Annotated in this window: 13 protein-coding genes; 10 read left to right on the top strand and 3 right to left on the bottom strand. The window is 71.3% G+C overall.

Features of this window, described 5'->3' with window-relative positions:
- The first annotated feature begins 82 nt into the window (after positions 1-82).
- Positions 83-817, top strand: a complete 735-nt coding sequence (locus OIE74_RS09355) for a hypothetical protein (RefSeq protein WP_329380692.1) — start codon at positions 83-85, stop codon at positions 815-817.
- Between the two features lie 42 nt (positions 818-859).
- On the opposite strand, the gene OIE74_RS09350 is transcribed toward OIE74_RS09355, so the two are convergent.
- A complete protein-coding gene (locus tag OIE74_RS09350) occupies positions 860-1,138 on the bottom strand; it encodes an antitoxin (protein WP_329380690.1) in 279 nt (92 codons plus the stop codon).
- Between the two features lie 278 nt (positions 1,139-1,416).
- On the opposite strand from OIE74_RS09350, the gene miaA reads away from it, so the two are divergent.
- From miaA to hflX, 6 genes are all read left to right on the top strand, one after another.
- The gene (gene miaA / locus OIE74_RS09345) at positions 1,417-2,355 is read left to right on the top strand and encodes a tRNA (adenosine(37)-N6)-dimethylallyltransferase MiaA (protein WP_329380687.1); all 939 of its coding nucleotides are present in this window, start codon (positions 1,417-1,419) and stop codon (positions 2,353-2,355) included.
- A 107-nt stretch (positions 2,356-2,462) separates the two neighbouring features.
- Positions 2,463-2,900 carry a hypothetical protein gene (locus tag OIE74_RS09340; RefSeq protein WP_329392218.1) on the top strand — a complete coding sequence of 146 codons (438 nt, stop codon included), beginning with the start codon at positions 2,463-2,465 and terminating at the stop codon, positions 2,898-2,900.
- A 93-nt stretch (positions 2,901-2,993) separates the two neighbouring features.
- Positions 2,994-3,929: a diaminopimelate epimerase gene (gene dapF / locus OIE74_RS09335; RefSeq protein WP_329392217.1), complete on the top strand. Its 936-nt coding sequence runs from the start codon at positions 2,994-2,996 to the stop codon at positions 3,927-3,929.
- Between the two features lie 160 nt (positions 3,930-4,089).
- On the top strand, positions 4,090-6,234 hold the full coding sequence (locus OIE74_RS09330) for a RelA/SpoT family protein (RefSeq protein ID WP_329380684.1): 2,145 nt from the start codon (positions 4,090-4,092) through the stop codon (positions 6,232-6,234).
- 188 nt (positions 6,235-6,422) lie between these two features.
- Positions 6,423-7,868, top strand: coding sequence for a M1 family metallopeptidase (locus OIE74_RS09325; RefSeq protein WP_329380680.1), 1,446 nt, complete (start codon positions 6,423-6,425; stop codon positions 7,866-7,868).
- 248 nt (positions 7,869-8,116) lie between these two features.
- Positions 8,117-9,613 (top strand): GTPase HflX, encoded by a 1,497-nt coding sequence (gene hflX, locus OIE74_RS09320; RefSeq protein ID WP_329380678.1) that lies wholly within the window; start codon positions 8,117-8,119, stop codon positions 9,611-9,613.
- A gap of 126 nt (positions 9,614-9,739) precedes the next feature.
- Here the strand turns inward: hflX and OIE74_RS09315 are convergent, their stop codons facing one another.
- Both OIE74_RS09315 and OIE74_RS09310 read right to left on the bottom strand, forming a co-directional pair.
- Positions 9,740-10,912, bottom strand: coding sequence for a trypsin-like serine peptidase (locus OIE74_RS09315; protein WP_329380675.1), 1,173 nt, complete (start codon positions 10,910-10,912; stop codon positions 9,740-9,742).
- A 188-nt stretch (positions 10,913-11,100) separates the two neighbouring features.
- Positions 11,101-12,327: a trypsin-like serine peptidase gene (locus OIE74_RS09310; protein ID WP_329380671.1), complete on the bottom strand. Its 1,227-nt coding sequence runs from the start codon at positions 12,325-12,327 to the stop codon at positions 11,101-11,103.
- 481 nt (positions 12,328-12,808) lie between these two features.
- On the opposite strand from OIE74_RS09310, the gene OIE74_RS09305 reads away from it, so the two are divergent.
- The 3 genes from OIE74_RS09305 (at position 12,809) to OIE74_RS09295 (ending at position 17,619) form a co-directional block, all read left to right on the top strand.
- Positions 12,809-14,788: an IucA/IucC family protein gene (locus OIE74_RS09305; RefSeq protein ID WP_329380669.1), complete on the top strand. Its 1,980-nt coding sequence runs from the start codon at positions 12,809-12,811 to the stop codon at positions 14,786-14,788.
- A gap of 41 nt (positions 14,789-14,829) precedes the next feature.
- Positions 14,830-15,618 (top strand): GNAT family N-acetyltransferase, encoded by a 789-nt coding sequence (locus OIE74_RS09300; protein WP_329380667.1) that lies wholly within the window; start codon positions 14,830-14,832, stop codon positions 15,616-15,618.
- A gap of 192 nt (positions 15,619-15,810) precedes the next feature.
- Complete coding sequence (locus tag OIE74_RS09295; RefSeq protein WP_329392216.1) at positions 15,811-17,619, top strand: IucA/IucC family protein; 1,809 nt, start codon at positions 15,811-15,813, stop codon at positions 17,617-17,619.
- The last annotated feature ends 31 nt before the right edge of the window (positions 17,620-17,650 follow it).

The raw sequence follows: 17,650 nt of genomic DNA, 5'->3' as shown, positions 1-17,650 counted from the left end.
CGCCCCGTCAGCCTGCCCGGCGCCCAGGTCCTGTCCGGGCCGACCCGACAAGATCGCCCTGACAGGACCTAGTCTGCGCAGCATGCTCGTATCCGCGGCCGTGTGCCCCTGTCCGCCCCTGCTCGTCCCCGCCGTCGCCGCAGGTGCCGCGGCGGAACTCGACGCCGCGCGGGACGCGTGCGCGGACGCTCTGGGTGTGCTCGCCGCCTCCCGGCCCGACCGGCTGATCGTCGCCGGACCGGCGCCGGGGCCGCAGGACGTACGGCCGTACCCGCAGGGCGCGTACGGCTCCTTCCGGGGCTACGGGGTCGATGTCGGCGTGAGCCTCGACGGAACAGCCGCGGGGCCCGGAGACGACCGCGACGCCCCGGGTGACGAGCTGCCCACCTCGCTGGCCGTCGCCGCCTGGCTCCTCGCACAGGTCGCCTGGTCCGCCTCCCCGATCCAAGGTCTCGGCGTCCGCGAACCACTCGACGCCGAGACGTGCATCAAGACCGGCAGGAGCATCGCGACGGGCGGCGAACGGGTGGCACTGCTGGTGATGGGCGACGCCAGCGCGTGCCGCACGCTCAAGGCCCCCGGCTACCTCGACGGGCGCGCCGCCGCGTTCGACGCCGAGGTCGCACGCGCGCTCGCCGCTGCGGACGTCGCGGCGCTCGCGCGCCTCGACGAGACGCTCGCGACCAACCTGAAGGCGGCCGGCCGCTCCTGCTGGCAGCTGCTCGCGGGCGCCGCCGAAGGGGCAGACCTGACCGGCGCGCTTCTTTACGAGGACGCCCCGTACGGCGTGGGGTACCTGGTGGCGGCCTGGTCCTAGGTCAGGTCCTAGCCGCGTCAGCCGTCGCGCGGGCGCTGCGCCTCAGGAGGCCGCGGGTGGCTCCGGGGGAGGGGAGGAGGGCGGGTTGCCGGACTTGTCCGTGTCGTCGCCGTCCTTGTGGGAGAGGCGCTCCAGAGCGTTCTTGGCCTTGCCCGTCCCGGACTCGATCCTGTCGCTGTACTTGCCCTTGGTCTTCTGGTCGACCGTTTTCGCGGCCTTGTCCAGGCCCTCTCCGATCTTTCCCCCGTGCTGCTGCGCGAGGTCGGAGACTTTGTCCTTGGCCGGGGAGAGCTTGGCCTTCAGTGAGTCACGGAAGCTCATGGGTCACCTTCCCTCTGGCCCCGGTGGGGGCGATCGGCTCCGTGCCGCTACTACTCGGGGGCGCCCTCGCCGGCACCGTTGCGCCAACCGTGAACGGCCTCCTACGAAGCCGTTCAAAGACACCCATATCCACCTCATATGCTACTCGTGCGGGCGAAACTCCGCGCCGCCCGGGAGCGTCCTGTCGCGCCGCCCCACGGCAGCCCGCAACGGCCTCGGCGAGGAGCCGGCGAACAACTCGTTCGGGATCCTGCCACCGGGTTTGCGAGACTGGGGCAGTGAGAACTGCAGCGAGCGCACCGCGGGTCATCGCCGTCGTCGGCCCCACGGCGGCCGGTAAGTCCGACCTGGGCGTCCATCTCGCCCGGCAACTCGACGGCGAGGTCGTCAACGCCGACTCCATGCAGCTCTACCGGGGGATGGACATCGGAACCGCCAAGCTCATGACCGAGGAGCGCCGCGGCGTCCCGCATCAACTCCTCGACATCTGGGACGTCACGGAGGCGGCCAACGTCGCCGAGTACCAGCGGCTGGCCAGGATCGAGATCGACCGGCTGCTCGCCGAAGGCCGTACACCCGTCCTCGTCGGCGGCTCCGGTCTCTACGTACGGGGCGCCATCGACGCCCTCGACTTCCCCGGCACCGACCCCGAGGTGCGCGCCCGGCTGGAGGACGAATTGAGGCTGCGCGGTTCCGGCGCCCTGCACGCCCGGCTCGCCGCCGCCGACCCGCCGGCCGGCCGCGCGATCCTCCCCAGCAACGGGCGCCGCATCGTCCGCGCACTGGAGGTGTTCGAGATCACGGGAAAGCCGTTCACCGCCAATCTGCCGGGTCATGACGCCGTGTACGAGACGGTGCAGATCGGCGTCGACGTGGAGCGCCCCGAACTCGACGAGCGCATCGCGCTGCGCGTGGACCGTATGTGGGAGGCCGGCCTCGTGGACGAGGTGCGCGAGTTGGAGGCGCGCGGTCTGCGCGAGGGGCGTACGGCCTCGCGTGCGCTCGGCTATCAGCAGGTGCTCTCCGCCCTCGCCGGGGACCGCACCGAGGACGAGGCGCGCGCCGAGACCGTACGCGCGACGAAGCGCTTCGCGCGCCGCCAGGACTCGTGGTTCCGGCGCGACCCGCGCGTGCACTGGCTGAGCGGCGCGGCCACCGACCGGGAGGAACTCCCGCACCTCGCGCTGAGGTTGGTCGAACGAGCGGTCACAGCCTGATCACGTGATGGCATCGGGACGCTCAGGCCGTCAATCCGGTGCCCGGGGCCGTGCCATCATCGAGCATCGATCGACCAGTGGAGTCCGAGTTGGGAGGGCGCGTGGCGATGGAGGCCGGCCCTCGCAACACGGATCAGGGGACGCAGGACCCACAGGACGAAGCTCTGCGGCTGAGTCCTGACGGACCCGACGAAGACGCGGTGACTCCCGAGGTGGAGGTCGAGCTGCGGCCGCAGCGACGCCTGCGGATCTGGCAGCTCGCGCCCATCGTGATGCTCGCCGCCGTCGGCTCGCTGATGTTCGCGTTCCCCCTCGCCTTCGGAACGGGCGACGGCGGCGCCGTCGTCGCCATGCTGGGCCTGCTGATCAGCTGCTGCGCCGCGGGCTGGGGCATGATGGCCGCGCGCCGCGTGGGCCACGCCTGGCCCGGTCTGCCGGCCCGCGGGTCGGGCGAGCGCCCGGACTGGCGGGTGCTCGCGCTGTACGTGGCGGGGGGCGCCGCTCTCGTGGCGCTGGCCGTCTGGCGCGTCGCCCGCCTCCGCTGACCGGGCCGGGACCGGACGCGCCCGCAGCAGCGCGCGCCCCGCACTCCGCACCCGACCGCCTCCGCGTTCGCGCTGTCGGTCCCACCTCGTACGATTGACCTCGTGAGTACCTACCGGCCCGCCGCGCAGTCGTCACCGATCCCTTTCCTCAAGGGCCACGGGACCGAGAACGACTTCGTGATCATTCCCGACCCGGACAACGCCCTCGCCCTGTCCGCCCCCGCCGTCGCGAAGCTCTGCGACCGCCGGGCCGGCATCGGTGGCGACGGGCTGCTGCACGTCGTCAGGTCCGCCGCGCACTCCGACGCCCGGTCCATGGCCGACCGCGCCGAGTGGTTCATGGACTACCGCAACGCGGACGGATCCGTCGCCGAGATGTGCGGCAACGGGCTCCGGGTCTTCGCGCGGTATCTCCGCCGCGCCGGCCTGGTGGACGCCGGCGACCTCGCCGTGGCCACGCGTGCCGGCGTGAAACGGGTGCACATCGCCAAGGACTCCGAGGCCGGCGGCGGGACGGCAGCGCCGGGAGCGATCACGAGCCACATGGGACGCGCCCTCCTTACCGAAGACGACGTCACCGTCGTTGTGGGGGAGCGCGGTTGGCCCGCGCGCAACGTCAACATGGGCAACCCGCACGCCGTCGCCTTCGTCGACGATCTCGACCACGCGGGGACCCTGTTCACCGCACCGTCGGTCACTCCCGAATCGGTCTATCCGGACGGTGTGAACGTCGAGTTCGTCGTCGGTCGCGGCCCGCGCCACGTCGCCATGCGCGTCCACGAGCGCGGCTCCGGCGAGACGCGGTCGTGCGGTACGGGCGCGTGCGCCGTCGCCGTCGCGGCGGCCCGCAGGGACGGTGTCGACCCCGCGGTGACCGGAGAGCCCGTCACATACACGGTCGACGTGCCCGGCGGACGGCTCGTCATCACCGAACGTCCCGACGGCGAGATCGAGATGACCGGCCCGGCCGTCATTGTCGCCGAGGGCCTGCTCGACGCCGAGTGGGCGCAGCGACCCGACGCGCTCTGAACTCCTCCGAATTCCCCCGCGAGTTCGCTCGAATGGGTGATCCGTTTCACGCTGGGGGAGAGGTGGACCGAGGCACGTGCTGGGGTCGGTAGCATCAAGCACCGGCCGGGAGAGCGCTCCTGTCCCTCCCACCGCCGGTCGAAGATGCCGGAGGTGCCCCATGAGCCCGGAGGCGAACAGCCCTGGTGCCCGGAGCCGCAGGCGCGGCCGTACGAGTATCGACCTGCGCCGGCTCGGCAAGGCCGCGCTGCTGGGGCCCGCGGCCAGGGACCGGCTGCCGGACGCGATCGGCCATGTCGCCGAGGCCCATCGCGCGCACCACCCCGACGCCGACCTGCTCGTGCTGGGCAAGGCGTACGTACTGGCCGAGATGTCGCACCGCGGACAGTTCCGCAAGAGCGGCGAGCCGTACATCACGCATCCGCTCGCCGTCACCCTGATCCTCGCCGAACTCGGCGCCGAGACCACGACGTTGACGGCCTCTCTCCTCCACGACACCGTCGAGGACACGGATGTGACGCTCGATCAGGTGCGCGCGGAGTTCGGCGACGAGGTCTGCTATCTGGTCGACGGTGTGACGAAGCTGGAGAAGGTGGACTACGGCGCCGCCGCCGAGCCCGAGACCTTCCGCAAGATGCTGGTCGCCACCGGCAACGATGTCCGGGTGATGTCGATCAAACTGGCCGACCGGCTGCACAACATGCGCACCCTCGGTGTGATGCGGCGGGAGAAGCAGGTCCGGATCGCGAAGGTGACCCACGACGTCCTCATCCCGCTCGCCGAACGGCTCGGTGTTCAGGCGCTCAAGACGGAGCTGGAGGATCTGGTCTTCGCGATCCTCCAGCCGGAGGAGTACGAGCGCACCCGCGCCGTCATCGCCGACAACGCTGCCACGGCGCCGAGCCTGGACGCCATCGCCGTGGACGTGCGCAGGACGCTCCGGGAGGCCGACATCACGGCCGAAGTCGTCATCAGGCCACGGCACTTCGTCTCCGTGCACCGCGCCCGCCTGAAACGCGGCGAGATGCGCGGCACGGACTTCGGACGCCTGCTCGTCCTGGTCGGGGAGGACGCCGACTGCTACGCCGTACTGGGGGAGTTGCACACCTGCTTCACCCCGGTGATCTCCGAGTTCAAGGACTTCATCGCCGCCCCCAAGTACAACCTGTACCAGTCGCTCCACACGGCGGTCGCGGGCCCCGACGGGGCGGTCGTCGAAGTCCTCATCCGTACGCACCAGATGCACAAGGTCGCCGAGGCGGGGGTCGTCGCGCTGGGCAACCCGTACGCGCCCGTGGACGGGGCGGAGCCGGCCGACGGCGAACGAGCCGACCCGACCAGGCCCGGCTGGCTGTCCCGCCTCCTGGAGTGGCAGGAGTCGGCCACGGACCCGGACACGTTCTGGACGACCCTGCGCGCCGACCTCGCGCAGGACCGCGAGATCACTGTCTTCCTCGCCGACGGCGGGATGCTGGGGCTGCCCGCGGGCGCGACGTGTGTGGACGCGGCGTACGCGCAGCACGGCGACGGCGCGCACGGTTGCATCGGGGCGCGCGTCAACGGCCGTCTGGCGACGCTGAGTACGGTCCTGGTGGACGGCGACACGGTGCAACTGCTGCTGGCCGACGGCCCCGTCCAGGCGACGGCAGAGGGCCCTACGGGACCGGGGGCCGGCCGGCCGCGGGAGACCGCGCAGGAGGCCGCCCCCGGGCCCTCTCCCGAGTGGCTGGACCACGCCCGTACCCCCGCCGCGCGGATCGCGATCGCCGGCTGGCTCGCCGCGAACCCGGAGAGCCTGAAGGTGCCGGAGTCCGAGCCCCGCGCGCCCGGCGCCGTCACCGCGGGACGACGCGGCGTCGCCAATGTGGTCGTCGACGCGCCCGAGGCGACCGTACGGCTCGCGGGCTGCTGCACGCCCGTGCCGCCCGACGCCGTCACCGGCTTCACGGTGCGCGGCGGGGCCGTCACGGTGCACCGTACGGAGTGTTCCGCAGTCGGCAGGATGACCGCGCTCGGCCGTGCGCCGGTCACGGTGAGCTGGGGCGACGAGGCGGAGTGCCGGGTCACGCTGTACGCGGAGTCCTTCGGCCGGCCCCGGCTGCTCGCCGATCTGACCGAGGCCATCGCCACGGCGGGCGCGGCGATCGTGTCGGCCAATGTGGAGCCCCCCAGCGAGCAGCGCGTACGGCACACGTACACGCTTCAGCTGCCCGACGCGGCGGGACTGCCCGGCCTGATGCGCGCGATGCGGGACGTGCCGGGTGTCTTCGACGTACGCCGCGCGCAGCACGAGCCCGCCTCCTGAAGGAGGCTTCGACGCTTCGATCTGGACAGGCGCGTCGGCCTGGACAGGCGGCCTCGGCCTGAACAGGTCCGTCGGCCTGAACAGACGCGCCGAAACGGCGCCCCGTGCCCCCGCCCCGTCCGCCTCTTTCGGGTGGGCGCGAAGCGCGCCGCCCTCGTACGCCCCTGGCGCGCTGGTAGCGGTGGTTCATGCTGCTCACCTCCCGCCGGCTGCGCGCCGCCCTGCTGGCCACCGCGTCGGCCACCCTCGTCGCCGCGACGCTGCCCGCCTCCGCCCCAGGACCGCTCGGTATCGGCGATCCGCTCTTCCCGCACCTGGGCAACCCCGGATACGACGTTCTCGCCTACGACATCGCCTTCACCTACCGCGGTGACAACACCGAACCGCTCGACGCCGTCACCAAGATCGACGCGCGTACGACCCGGCGTCTGGACCGGATCAACCTCGACTTCACCCACAGCAAGGTCCGCTCCGTCGAGATCGACGGCGTGCGGGCCTCCTTCGTGAGCGCGGGTGAGGACCTCGTGGTCACGCCGCGCGAGGCCGTCGAAGCGGGCTCACCGGTCCGTATCCGGGTCACCCACACCAGCGACCCGAAGGGCGGCAAGGGCGGCTGGCTGCGGACCAAGGACGGCCTCGCGATGGCCAACCAGGCCGACGCCGCGCACCGCGTCTTCCCGGGCAACGACCACCCCGCCGACAAGGCCGCCTTCACCTTTCGGGTCACCGCGCCCCGCAAGCTGACCGTCGTGGCCAACGGACTGCCGGTGGCGAAGTCCCGCCACGGCGCCACCACCACCTGGACCTACCGCACCCGCCACCCCATGGCCACCGAACTGGCCCAGGTGTCCATCGGCGACTCGGCCGTGGTGCACCGGAAGGGGCCGCACGGCTTGCCCCTGCGCGATGTGGTCCCGAAGGCCGACCGCGCGAAGCTGGAGCCGTGGCTGGCGAAGACGCCGGGGCAGTTGGAGTGGATGGAGCGGCAGGTCGGGCGGTATCCGTTCGAGACGTACGGCGTGCTGATCGCCGGCGCGGAGACCGGCTTCGAGCTGGAGACGCAGACGCTGTCGCTCTTCGAGCGTTCGCTGTTCACCCGGCCCGAGTACCCGGAGTGGTACGTCGACTCGGTCATGGTCCACGAGCTGGCGCATCAGTGGTTCGGCGACAGCGTCTCGCCGCGCCGGTGGTCGGATCTGTGGCTCAGCGAGGGCCACGCGAGCTGGTACGAGGCCCTGTACGCCCACGAGCACGCCGACAAACCGCTGGAGAAGCGGATGCGCGAGGCCTACCGGCAGTCCGACGGCTGGCGCGCGGCGGGCGGCCCGCCCGCGGCCCCGGAGCCGCCTTCGTCCGGCAAGCAGATCAGCCTCTTCCGGCCGGTGGTGTACGACGGCAGCGCGCTGGTGCTCTACGCGCTGCGCCAGGAGATCGGCGCGGGGGAGTTCCGGCGGCTGGAGCGTGACTGGGTGCGCGACCACCGGGACGGGACCGCGAGCACGGCGGACTTCACCCGGCTGGCCTCGGCCGTCGCGGGGCGTGACCTGTCGGACTTCTTCCGGGCGTGGCTGTACGGGAGTAGGACGCCGCCCATGCCCGGCCACCCGAAGTGGAAGAGCGACCCCGCGAAGTAGCGGGGCGGCACAGGCCGGGGAAACGGGCAAGGGAGAACAGGCCGGGAAAACCTGTGGAGAATCCATATGACGGTCCCGGCGGTGACGTGCCACCATCAAGGCGTCGGCGGCGCCGCCGGGACCGGGACCCCGGGACCCGGGCGCCGGGCCCGTGACGCCGGGAATCAATCCGGGCCGTCACGCGTTGTGACCGATGTGGATGGGCAGTCTGTCCACCACTCGAACATTCTCTTCGACGTAAGGATCCAATGACCTCCTCTTCTTCCCCTTCCCAGGACGAGCAGATCTTCGCGGACCCCCGCACGGAAAGCCTTCGGGCCGATGCCCTGATGGAAGAGGACGTCGCCTGGAGCCAAGAGATCGACGGAGAGCGGGACGGCGACCAGTTCGACCGCTCCGACCGTGCGGCGCTGCGGCGCGTGGCGGGCCTCTCCACCGAGCTCGAAGACGTCACCGAGGTCGAGTACCGGCAGCTGCGCCTGGAGCGCGTGGTGCTCGTCGGCGTCTGGGTCTCGGGGACCGTGCAGGAAGCCGAGAATTCGCTCGCCGAGCTCGCGGCGCTGGCCGAGACGGCCGGCGCGCTCGTGCTGGACGGTGTGATCCAGCGCCGTGACAAGCCCGACCCGGCGACGTACATCGGCTCGGGCAAGGCACGCGAGCTCTACGACCTGGTGCTGGAGACCGGTGCGGACACCGTCGTCTGCGACGGTGAGCTCAGCCCCGGCCAGCTGATCCATCTGGAAGACGTCGTCAAGGTCAAGGTTGTGGACCGTACGGCCCTGATCCTCGACATCTTCGCCCAGCACGCCAAGTCCCGGGAGGGCAAGGCGCAGGTCGCCCTGGCCCAGATGCAGTACATGCTGCCGAGGCTGCGCGGCTGGGGTCAGTCGCTGTCCCGGCAGATGGGTGGTGGCGGCGGTGGCGGCATGGCCACCCGTGGTCCCGGTGAGACCAAGATCGAGACGGACCGGCGCCGGATCCGCGAGAAGATGGCGAAGATGCGCCGGGAGATCGCGGAGATGAAGACCGGCCGCGAGATCAAGCGGCAGGAGCGCAGGCGCCACAGGGTGCCGTCGGTCGCGATCGCCGGGTACACGAACGCGGGAAAGTCCTCGCTGCTCAACCGCCTCACGGGCGCCGGCGTCCTGGTGGAGAACGCGCTGTTCGCCACCCTGGACCCGACCGTGCGCCGGGCGGAGACACCGAGCGGCAGGATCTACACGCTGGCGGACACCGTCGGATTCGTCCGGCATCTGCCGCACCACCTGGTGGAGGCGTTCCGCTCGACCATGGAGGAGGTCGGGGACTCCGATCTGATCCTGCATGTGGTCGACGGTTCGCACCCCGTTCCGGAGGAGCAGCTGGCCGCCGTGCGTGAGGTGATCCGCGACGTGGGCGCCGTCGACGTCCGCGAGATCGTGGTGATCAACAAGGCCGACGCGGCGGACCCGGAGGTCCTCCAGCGGCTGCTGCGGATGGAGCGGCACGCGATCGCCGTGTCGGCGCGTACCGGCGCCGGTATGGCCGAGCTGCTGGCGCTCATCGACACCGAGCTGCCCAGGCCCGAGATCACGATCGAGGCCCTGGTGCCGTACACGGACGGCGGCCTGGTCTCGCGGGTGCACGCCGAGGGCGAGGTGGTGTCCGAGGAGCACACTCCGGAGGGCACGCTGCTGAAGGCGCAGGTCCATGAGGAACTGGCCGCGGCGCTCGCCGTGTACGCGCCGGTTCCCGCGGTCGGCTGACCACGGCACACCGCACGCGCACCGGCACCTGGTTACGGCGGAAGGCCCGCCCCCTCCCGCAAGAGGGGGCGGGCCTTCCGCCATGCGTGGCCGCCGAAGCCGCCGCGACTGCCGTGCCGCGAGCGCCTACTGGCCCGCGAACTTGTCGCTCATCATCGTGTAGAGCTGCTCGGCGCCCTCGCCGAACCGGGGACCGGCCAGCCAGCCCGAAGTGACCGGGCCGATCGAGGTGTTGGAGACCAGCACCGATTCGCCGTCCGGTCCCGCCGCGATCCAGCCGCCGCCGGAGGAACCACCGGTCATGGTGCAGCCGATGCGCCACATCGTGGGCGTACCGGGGGCGATCGAGAGCCTGCCGGCCGCGTCCACGCACTTGTGCATGATCAGCCCGTCGTACGGCGGGGCCGCCGGGTAACCCCACGCGCCCAGATTGCCGATGCCGCTCGCCTCGGGGGCGTCGAAGTCCACGTCAAGGGCCGCGCCGACGGTCTCCTCGAGCGACTTGCCGCCGTTCTCCGGAGTGACGTGCATGACCGAGTAGTCGTACGCCGCTCCGTCGCCCCCGGTCGGGCCGCCCTCGTTGATCCACTCGTTGGACGTCGCGACCCAGTCGGCCCAGTACTGCCCGTACGGCGCGACCTCCTGCGGCTGCGCGTTCTGCAGCGCGTCGGCGGACTTGCCCGTGTTGTTGTAGGCGGGGACGAACATGATGTTGCGGTACCAGCCGCCGCCCGCGCCCGCGTGCACGCAGTGGCCCGCGGTCCACACCAGGTTGGACCTGCCGGGGTTCTTCGGGTCCTTGACGACGGTGGCCGAGCAGACCATGGAGCCCTCGGGGGAGTCGAAGAAGACCTTGCCGACCGGCGCCGCGTGGTCGGTGTACGGGGTCTTCTCCGGCTCGGCCTGGACCGGCCGCGGCTCGGGGTCGGTGACGTCCTGGTCGCCGGAGATGTCACCGGCGGCGAGGGTCTTCGTCGGCGACTTCGCCGTCTTCATCCGCTCGGGCTTCCACAGGTCCTTGATGACCGGGTTGACGAAGTCCTTCGCGCTGCGCAGCCACTTGTCCTTGTCCCAGTTCTTCCACTCACCGTCCTTCCACTTCTCCGGGTCGACACCGCGCTCCTTGAGCCGGTCGGCCAGATCCGCGGGAATCCCGCCGCCTGCCTCGTCTGCGGCGGAAGCCGAGGCGGCGGGCTTGCCGGACGCGCTGTCCTCGCTGTCACCGCCGCAGCCCGTCGCCGTCAGCGCGAGGGCCGCGACGAGGCTGGTGGTGGCCAGCAGCGGACGTATGGATCGCATGAAAAACGTTCCCCCTGAAAGTACGTGGATCACTTGCCATGAACGTGTCACGCAAAAAGGTGGCCCTCAGGCAGACCACCTTGCGGTGACCTCACTCTATGCGGCCCGTTTCCGGGCCCGCCAAGTAGGGAGTACCGGCAGGCGGTCCGTGTGCCCGACGGACACGGCGGACCGCCGCCGTATCCCGCCTACTGGCCGGCGTACTTCTTGCTGACCGCCTCGTAGATGCCCTTGGCCTCGTCACCGAGCCGCGGGCCCGCGAGCCAGCCCGCCGTCACCGGGCCGATCGAGGTGTTCGACACCAGAGAGGGCCGGCCGTCCTGGCCGTTCGCGACCCAGCCGCCTCCGGACGAACCCCCGGTCATCGTGCATCCGATGCGGTGCATCGTCGGGTCCTGCGCGTTGATGGACAGCCGGCCCGGCTTGTCCGCGCACTGGAGGAGCTTCTGGCCGTCGAACGGCGGCGCCGCCGGATAACCCGTCGCCGTCATCGAATCGATCTCCGGCGTGGCCGGCGCGTTGAACTCGACCGGCAGTGCGGCCCCGACGGTCTCCTCCAGCGACTTGCCGTCACTGCCCTTCTCGGGCGTCACATGGATCACCGCGAAGTCGAACGGGGCACCCAGTCCGCCCGTCGGCGCTCCCTCCGAGATCCACTCCTCGGAGGTCTGCGCCCACTCGCCCCACCAGATGCCGTGCGGAGCGATCTCCTCCTTGGGAGCGGTCTCCAACTCCGAGATCGGCATGGCGCTGTTGTTGTACGACGGGACGAAGGCGATGTTCCGGTACCAGCCGCCGCTCTTGCCCGCGTGCACACAATGGCCCGCCGTCCAGACCATGTTGGACTTGCCGGGGTTGGCGGGATCCTTCACCACGGTCGCGGAGCAGACCATCGAACCTTCGGGTCCGTCGAAGAACAGCTTGCCCGCCTCGGGCACGCTGCCGTCGTACGGCGCGTTCACCGCCGTCGCCTCGACCGGCCGCGGAGTCGGGTCGGTGACACCCGCGTCGCCGGAGATGTCCTCCTCCGCGACCGGCTTGTCGGGCTCCTGGGCGTCCCGCATCCGGTCCGGGTCCCAGAGGTCCTCGATGATGGGGTTGACGTAGTCCCGTGCTTCACGGAGCCACTTGTCCTTGTCCCAGTTCTTCCACTCGCCGTCCTTCCACTTGTCCAGGTCGATCCCGCGCTCCTTGAGGCGGTCCTGAAGATCGGCCGGGATAGTGATCTTGTCGTCGGAGGACTCACCGGACGAACCGCTTGGCTTGTCCGCCGAGTTCGTCTCCTCGGCGGGCCCGCAGGCGGTGGCCGTCAGTGCCAGGACGGCCGCGAAGGAGGCGACCGCGACCGCGGAGGAGCTTCCGCGCCGCGCGCCCCTCCCACGGCGAGTGGTGAACGGTGGGCGAATGGCTCGCATGTCGGGATCCCCCCTGGTACTTCGCGACTGTTCTGAACTGACGGATCAACTGGACCGAACCGGATGAATCGACCCGGTCCTGGGGACCGGGGCCGGAATCAGGCCCCCACTATGCCGGTGCCGTTGGGGACGGCGCACGGCAGGGCCGTGGTTCCGCCGGCGAAGGATCTTCCCGTTGGCCGTGCTCCCGGACGCCTCCCGTCGTTGGTACCTTCGGGGGACTCGACGCCGGCGTTCGCCACTCGCACCGCGGCGCTCGACCCGCCGCGTCGACGCGTGACGCAACCGTTCCGGCGGGAGGACCGACAGCCGTGGCCGTGACCGAACTCCTTGTACCGATGCCGCTCGTCGCACCCGCCGGCGACGCCTCCATCCGGTCCGGGGACCACCGCTGTGACGACCGGCGGAAAGACCACCGACACCACCGGCCGGCGACCGCACCGGTTCGCTGATCCGGCCCCCCTCACAAGGAAGTCCTCCCGTGAACTCCACCCCCACGCCCGACGCCCCCGAGATCACCGACCGCCTCGCCACCCAGAACCCCCGACCGGGCGATCCGAACCACGCGGTGACCGCCACGCCCCTGACGATCGGCGCCGCCACGGTGCCCCGCCAAGTGCCCGCCGCCGACGGGGCGGCTACCGACTTCCGTACACCGGCGGCGGCGCCCGTACCCGCCGCGGACCCGGACACACCGCCCGTACCCCCCGCCGACCCGACCACCCGGGCAGCGGCGGCCGAGCACCCGGACCACCTCGACGACCCCGACGCGGCGAAGGCCGCCGACGCCGCGTCCGTGGAGAACCTGCTGCGCTGCTGGGCCAGGGAAAGCGACCTCCCCCGGCCGGACGGGGACACCCTCAGGATCCCGCTCGACGCGAGCGGCACCGCCCTGCTCGTCCCCGTGCGCTACTGGTCGGCCACCGGCTGGCACCGCTTCGGCATGCCCCTCCTGGAGAGCGCGGGACCCCGCTCCGCTCCCGTCGACGCCGTCACCGTCGCCGCGCTCCTCAGCCGCGAGTCGGGTCGGAGCGAGGGCACCGAACTGGTCGCCCGCGTCGCCGACTCGGCCCGCCGTACGGCCGACTTTCTCACCGACCGCCGAGCGGCCCCCGGCCCCACGGGCACCGACCTCTTCCTCACCGCCGAACAGTCCCTCGTCCTCGGTCACCCCCTCCACCCCACACCCAAGAGCCGCGAGGGGCTCTCCGACACCGAACACCGCCACTTCTCACCCGAGTTGCGGGGTTCCTTCCCCCTCCACTGGATGGCCGTCGACCGCTCCGTGCTCGCCACCGACTCGGCCTGGACCGAGCAGGGCCGCGCCGTCCACGCGGAGCAGCTCACCACCCGTCTCGCGGGCGACCTGGCACTGCCCGACCACACCGTCCCGCTGCCTCTCCACCCCTGGCAGGCGCGCGAGTTGACGCACCGTCCCGCCGTACGCGCTCTCCTCGACGCCGGTCTGCTCCACGATCTCGGGCCGCACGGCGAGCCCTGGCACCCCACCTCCTCCGTCCGGACGGTGCACCGGACCGGCGCACCCGCCATGCTCAAGCTCTCCCTCGGCGTACGCATCACCAACTCCCGCCGGGAGAACCTCCGCAAGGAACTCCACCGAGGAGTCGAGGTCCACCGGCTGCTGCGCGGCGGCCTCGCCCAGCAGTGGCGCGCCGCGCACCCCGGTTTCGACATCGTGCGCGACCCCGCCTGGCTCGCCGTCGACACTCCCGGCGGTGAACCGGTCACCGGGCTCGACGTGATGCTGCGCCACAACCCGTTCCGCCCCGAGAACGACGCCGTATGCGTCGCCGGACTCGTCACCCCCCGCCCCTGGCCCGGCCGGCCGGACATGTACTCCCGACTCGCCGACACCGTGAACCGCCTGGTCGCCCGCACCGGCCGGCCCTCCGGCGCCGTCTCGGCGGAGTGGTTCCTGCGCTATCTCGACCAGGTCGTACGCCCGGTGCTCTGGCTCGACGGCACGGCGGGCGTCGCGCTGGAAGCCCACCAGCAGAACACACTGGTGGTCCTCGACCCCGACGGCTGGCCCGTCGGCGGCCGCTACCGCGACAACCAGGGCTACTACTTCCGCGAATCCCACCGTGACGCGCTCGACCGCCGTCTCCCCGACATCGGCAGGGTCAGCGACACCTTCGTCCCCGACCACATCACCGACGAGCGATTCGCCTACTACCTCGGCATCAACAACGTCCTCGGCCTCATCGGGGCGTTCGGCTCCCAGCGACTCGCCGACGAACGCGTACTCATCGCCGCCTTCCGGCAGTTCCTCACCCGCGCCACGGCACTCGGCTCACCTCTGCCCGGCCAGCTCCTGGAGGCGACCACCCTGCGCTGCAAGGCCAACCTGCTGACCCGGCTGCACGGCCTGGACGAACTCGTCGGCCCTGTCGACACCCAGTCCGTCTACGTCACCATCGCCAACCCCCTTCGCGCCTGACCGCGCTCATCTGTCCGAACTGCCGAGAGGAGACCGCCACCGTGCCTCCCACCGACGCGAGCACCGGCACCAGCACCAGGACCAGTACCGGTGCGAAGAGCGGCACCGGAGCCGGTCCCGGAGGTCCCGGAGCGCAGCCGGCCGGGGATGCCCAGGACACCCTCGACCTGCGGCTGACCGAGGAACTCGTCGCGCTGTTCGGAGAGGATGAACCGGTGCCCGCCGAAACACCGGCGCCGGCCGCCGGTGCCGGCGAGTCCGCGCTCCTCGACTTCCCCGCCAGATGGGGCGTGGCGGGCACCTCCGCCGGTGTCTTCCGGCTCGTTCCCGTACGCGTCGAACGCGATCTGACCCTCATCAGCCGCTGGATGAACGACCCCGCCGTCGCCGCCTTCTGGGAGCTGGCGGGCCCCGAAGCCGTCACCGCCGACCATCTGGACACCCAGCTGCGCGGCGACGGACGGAGCGTCCCGTGCCTGGGCGTGCTGGACGGTGTCCCCATGAGCTACTGGGAGCTCTACCGCGCCGATCTCGATCCTCTCGCCCGCCAGTACCCCGCCCGTCCCCATGACACCGGAATCCACCTTCTTGTCGGCGGTGTGTCCAACCGCGGCCGTGGTGTCGGCACGACCCTCCTGCGAGCCGTCTCCGACCTCGTCCTCGACCACCGCCCGCGCTGCGGCCGCGTCATCGCCGAACCGGACATCCGCAACACCCCCTCCGTCTCCGCCTTTCTCACCGCCGGCTTCCGCTTCTCGGCGGAGCTCGACCTCCCCGACAAACGAGCCGCGCTCATGATTCGCGAACGAGCCCTGCGAGACCTGCTGTGAACGACCCGCCGCTTTCCCCGCACCGCACGATCCACATCGGTTCCGTCCCGAGGAGTCCCCTTGCCGACATTCCCGACCGCACGTGCCTCCGCGACCCCCGGCAGAGGTTCCGCCAGAAGCCCGATATCCGGTGACCCCGGTACGGCCAACACCAGCCCCACCGGCAACTCCGTCCCCGGCGACCCCCTCACCATCACCCCGCTCTTCACCCCGCCCGAACTGACCGCGCAGCTCTGGGCCGGGGCCGCCGCCCGCCTCCTCGCCAAACTCCTCGGCGAATTCGCGTACGAGGAGATAATCGAGCCCGTCGCGGGGGCCGGCGCCAACGGCGAAGCCGCCGACCACTACACGCTCGCGCTCGACGACGGCACCCCCCTCACCTTCACCGCCCGACGCGGCGCCTACGGCAGCTGGCGCGTCGACCCCGACTCCGTCGAACACGCGGGACAGCCCTTCCGGGACCCCCTCCGCCTCCTCGTCCTCGCGCGCCACACCCTCGCGATCGACGGCGCCACCCTCGGCCATCTCGTCCGCGAACTGAACGCCACCCTCGTCGCCGACGCCAGGATCGACGGCACCGCGCTCACCACGGCCCAGCTCGCCGACCTCGACTACGCCGAACTCGAAGGCCACCAGACCGGCCACCCCTGGCTCATACTCAACAAGGGCCGCACAGGCTTCTCGGCCACCGACGCCACCCGCTGGGCACCCGAGTCCCGCACCCCCTCCACGCTCCCCTGGATAGCGGTCAGCACCGACCTCGCCGCCTACCGGGGCGTCCCCTCCCTCGCCTCGCCCGAGCAGCTCTACGGCTCCGAACTCGACCCCGCGACACGTGACGGCTTCGCCTCCGTGCTCCGCTCGCGCGGCCTCGACCCGGACACGTACCTCTATCTCCCCGTACATCCCTGGCAGTGGGACGAAGTGCTCCTGCCGCTCTACGCCGCCGAGATCGCCGGCGGCGCGATCGTCCCGCTCCCCACCGACGGCGACGTCAGACTGCCGCAGCAGTCCATCCGTACGTTCCTCAACACCACCAGACCGGACCGGCACACGGTGAAACTGCCGCTGTCCATCCTCAACACCCTTGTCTGGCGCGGCCTGCCCACCGAACGCACACTCGCCGCTCCGGCCGTCACCGCCTGGATGCGAGAGCTGTACGAGTCGGACCCCTTCCTCCGCGACGAATGCGGAGTGATCCTGCTCGGCGAAGTTGCGTCGGTGACGGTGACCCACCCGCTCTACGACCACCTTCCCGAAGTCCCGTACCAGTACAAGGAACTCCTCGGCGCGATCTGGCGCGAACCCCTCCCCGCCCGGCTCGCCCCCGGCGAGCGCGCCCGGACTCTCGCGTCCCTCCTGCACACCGATCCACAGGGCCGCGCCTTTACCGCCGAGCTCGTGGAGCGCTCCGGGCTCTCCGCCGAGGACTGGCTCACCCGCCTCTTCGCCGCGCTGCTGCCGCCCCTGCTGCGCTTCCTCTACCGCTACGGCACCGTCTTCTCACCGCACGGGGAGAACGCCGTCGTCGTCTTCGACGAGAGGGATGTACCGGTGCGCCTCGCGATCAAGGACTTCGTGGACGACGTGAACGTCAGCGCCCAGTCGCTGCCGGAGCACGAGGCGATGCCGCCGGAGGTGCGGGAGATCCTCCTTACCGAAGAGCCGTCGTTCCTCACCCAGTTCATCCACTCCGGGCTCTTCATCGGTGTCTTCCGCTATCTCGCGCCGCTGTGCGAGGACCAACTGGCCGTACCGGAGCGGACGTTCTGGTCACTCGTACGGGCCGAGATCCTCCGCCACCAGGCCCGGTTCCCCGAACTCAAGGATCGCTTCGACACGTTCGACCTGCTCACGCCCCGTATCGCGCGGCTCTGTCTCAACCGCAACCGGCTGCATGTCGACGGATACCGCGACCGCGCGGAGCGCCCGCACGCCGCCGTGCACGGGACGGTGCCCAACCCGCTGGCGCTCCCGGCTGGCGCCGCGGACGGAACGTGATCGTCGTTGTCAGTGGCGAGCCGTAGGGTGG

It is taken from the genome of Streptomyces sp. NBC_01716 (assembly GCF_036248275.1).
Lineage (GTDB): Bacteria > Actinomycetota > Actinomycetes > Streptomycetales > Streptomycetaceae > Streptomyces.
Note: the sequence above shows the minus strand (reverse complement) of the source record. Positions and strands in the feature narration are given on the sequence as shown.

Coding starts and splice junctions, on each gene's coding strand:
- OIE74_RS09355 (WP_329380692.1), top strand. CDS start 83: ATGCTCGTATCCGCGGCCGTGTGCCCCTGTCCGCCCCTGCTCGTCCCC.
- OIE74_RS09350 (WP_329380690.1), bottom strand. CDS start 1,138: ATGAGCTTCCGTGACTCACTGAAGGCCAAGCTCTCCCCGGCCAAGGAC.
- OIE74_RS09340 (WP_329392218.1), top strand. CDS start 2,463: ATGGAGGCCGGCCCTCGCAACACGGATCAGGGGACGCAGGACCCACAG.
- OIE74_RS09330 (WP_329380684.1), top strand. CDS start 4,090: ATGAGCCCGGAGGCGAACAGCCCTGGTGCCCGGAGCCGCAGGCGCGGC.
- OIE74_RS09325 (WP_329380680.1), top strand. CDS start 6,423: ATGCTGCTCACCTCCCGCCGGCTGCGCGCCGCCCTGCTGGCCACCGCG.
- hflX (WP_329380678.1), top strand. CDS start 8,117: ATGACCTCCTCTTCTTCCCCTTCCCAGGACGAGCAGATCTTCGCGGAC.
- OIE74_RS09315 (WP_329380675.1), bottom strand. CDS start 10,912: ATGCGATCCATACGTCCGCTGCTGGCCACCACCAGCCTCGTCGCGGCC.
- OIE74_RS09310 (WP_329380671.1), bottom strand. CDS start 12,327: ATGCGAGCCATTCGCCCACCGTTCACCACTCGCCGTGGGAGGGGCGCG.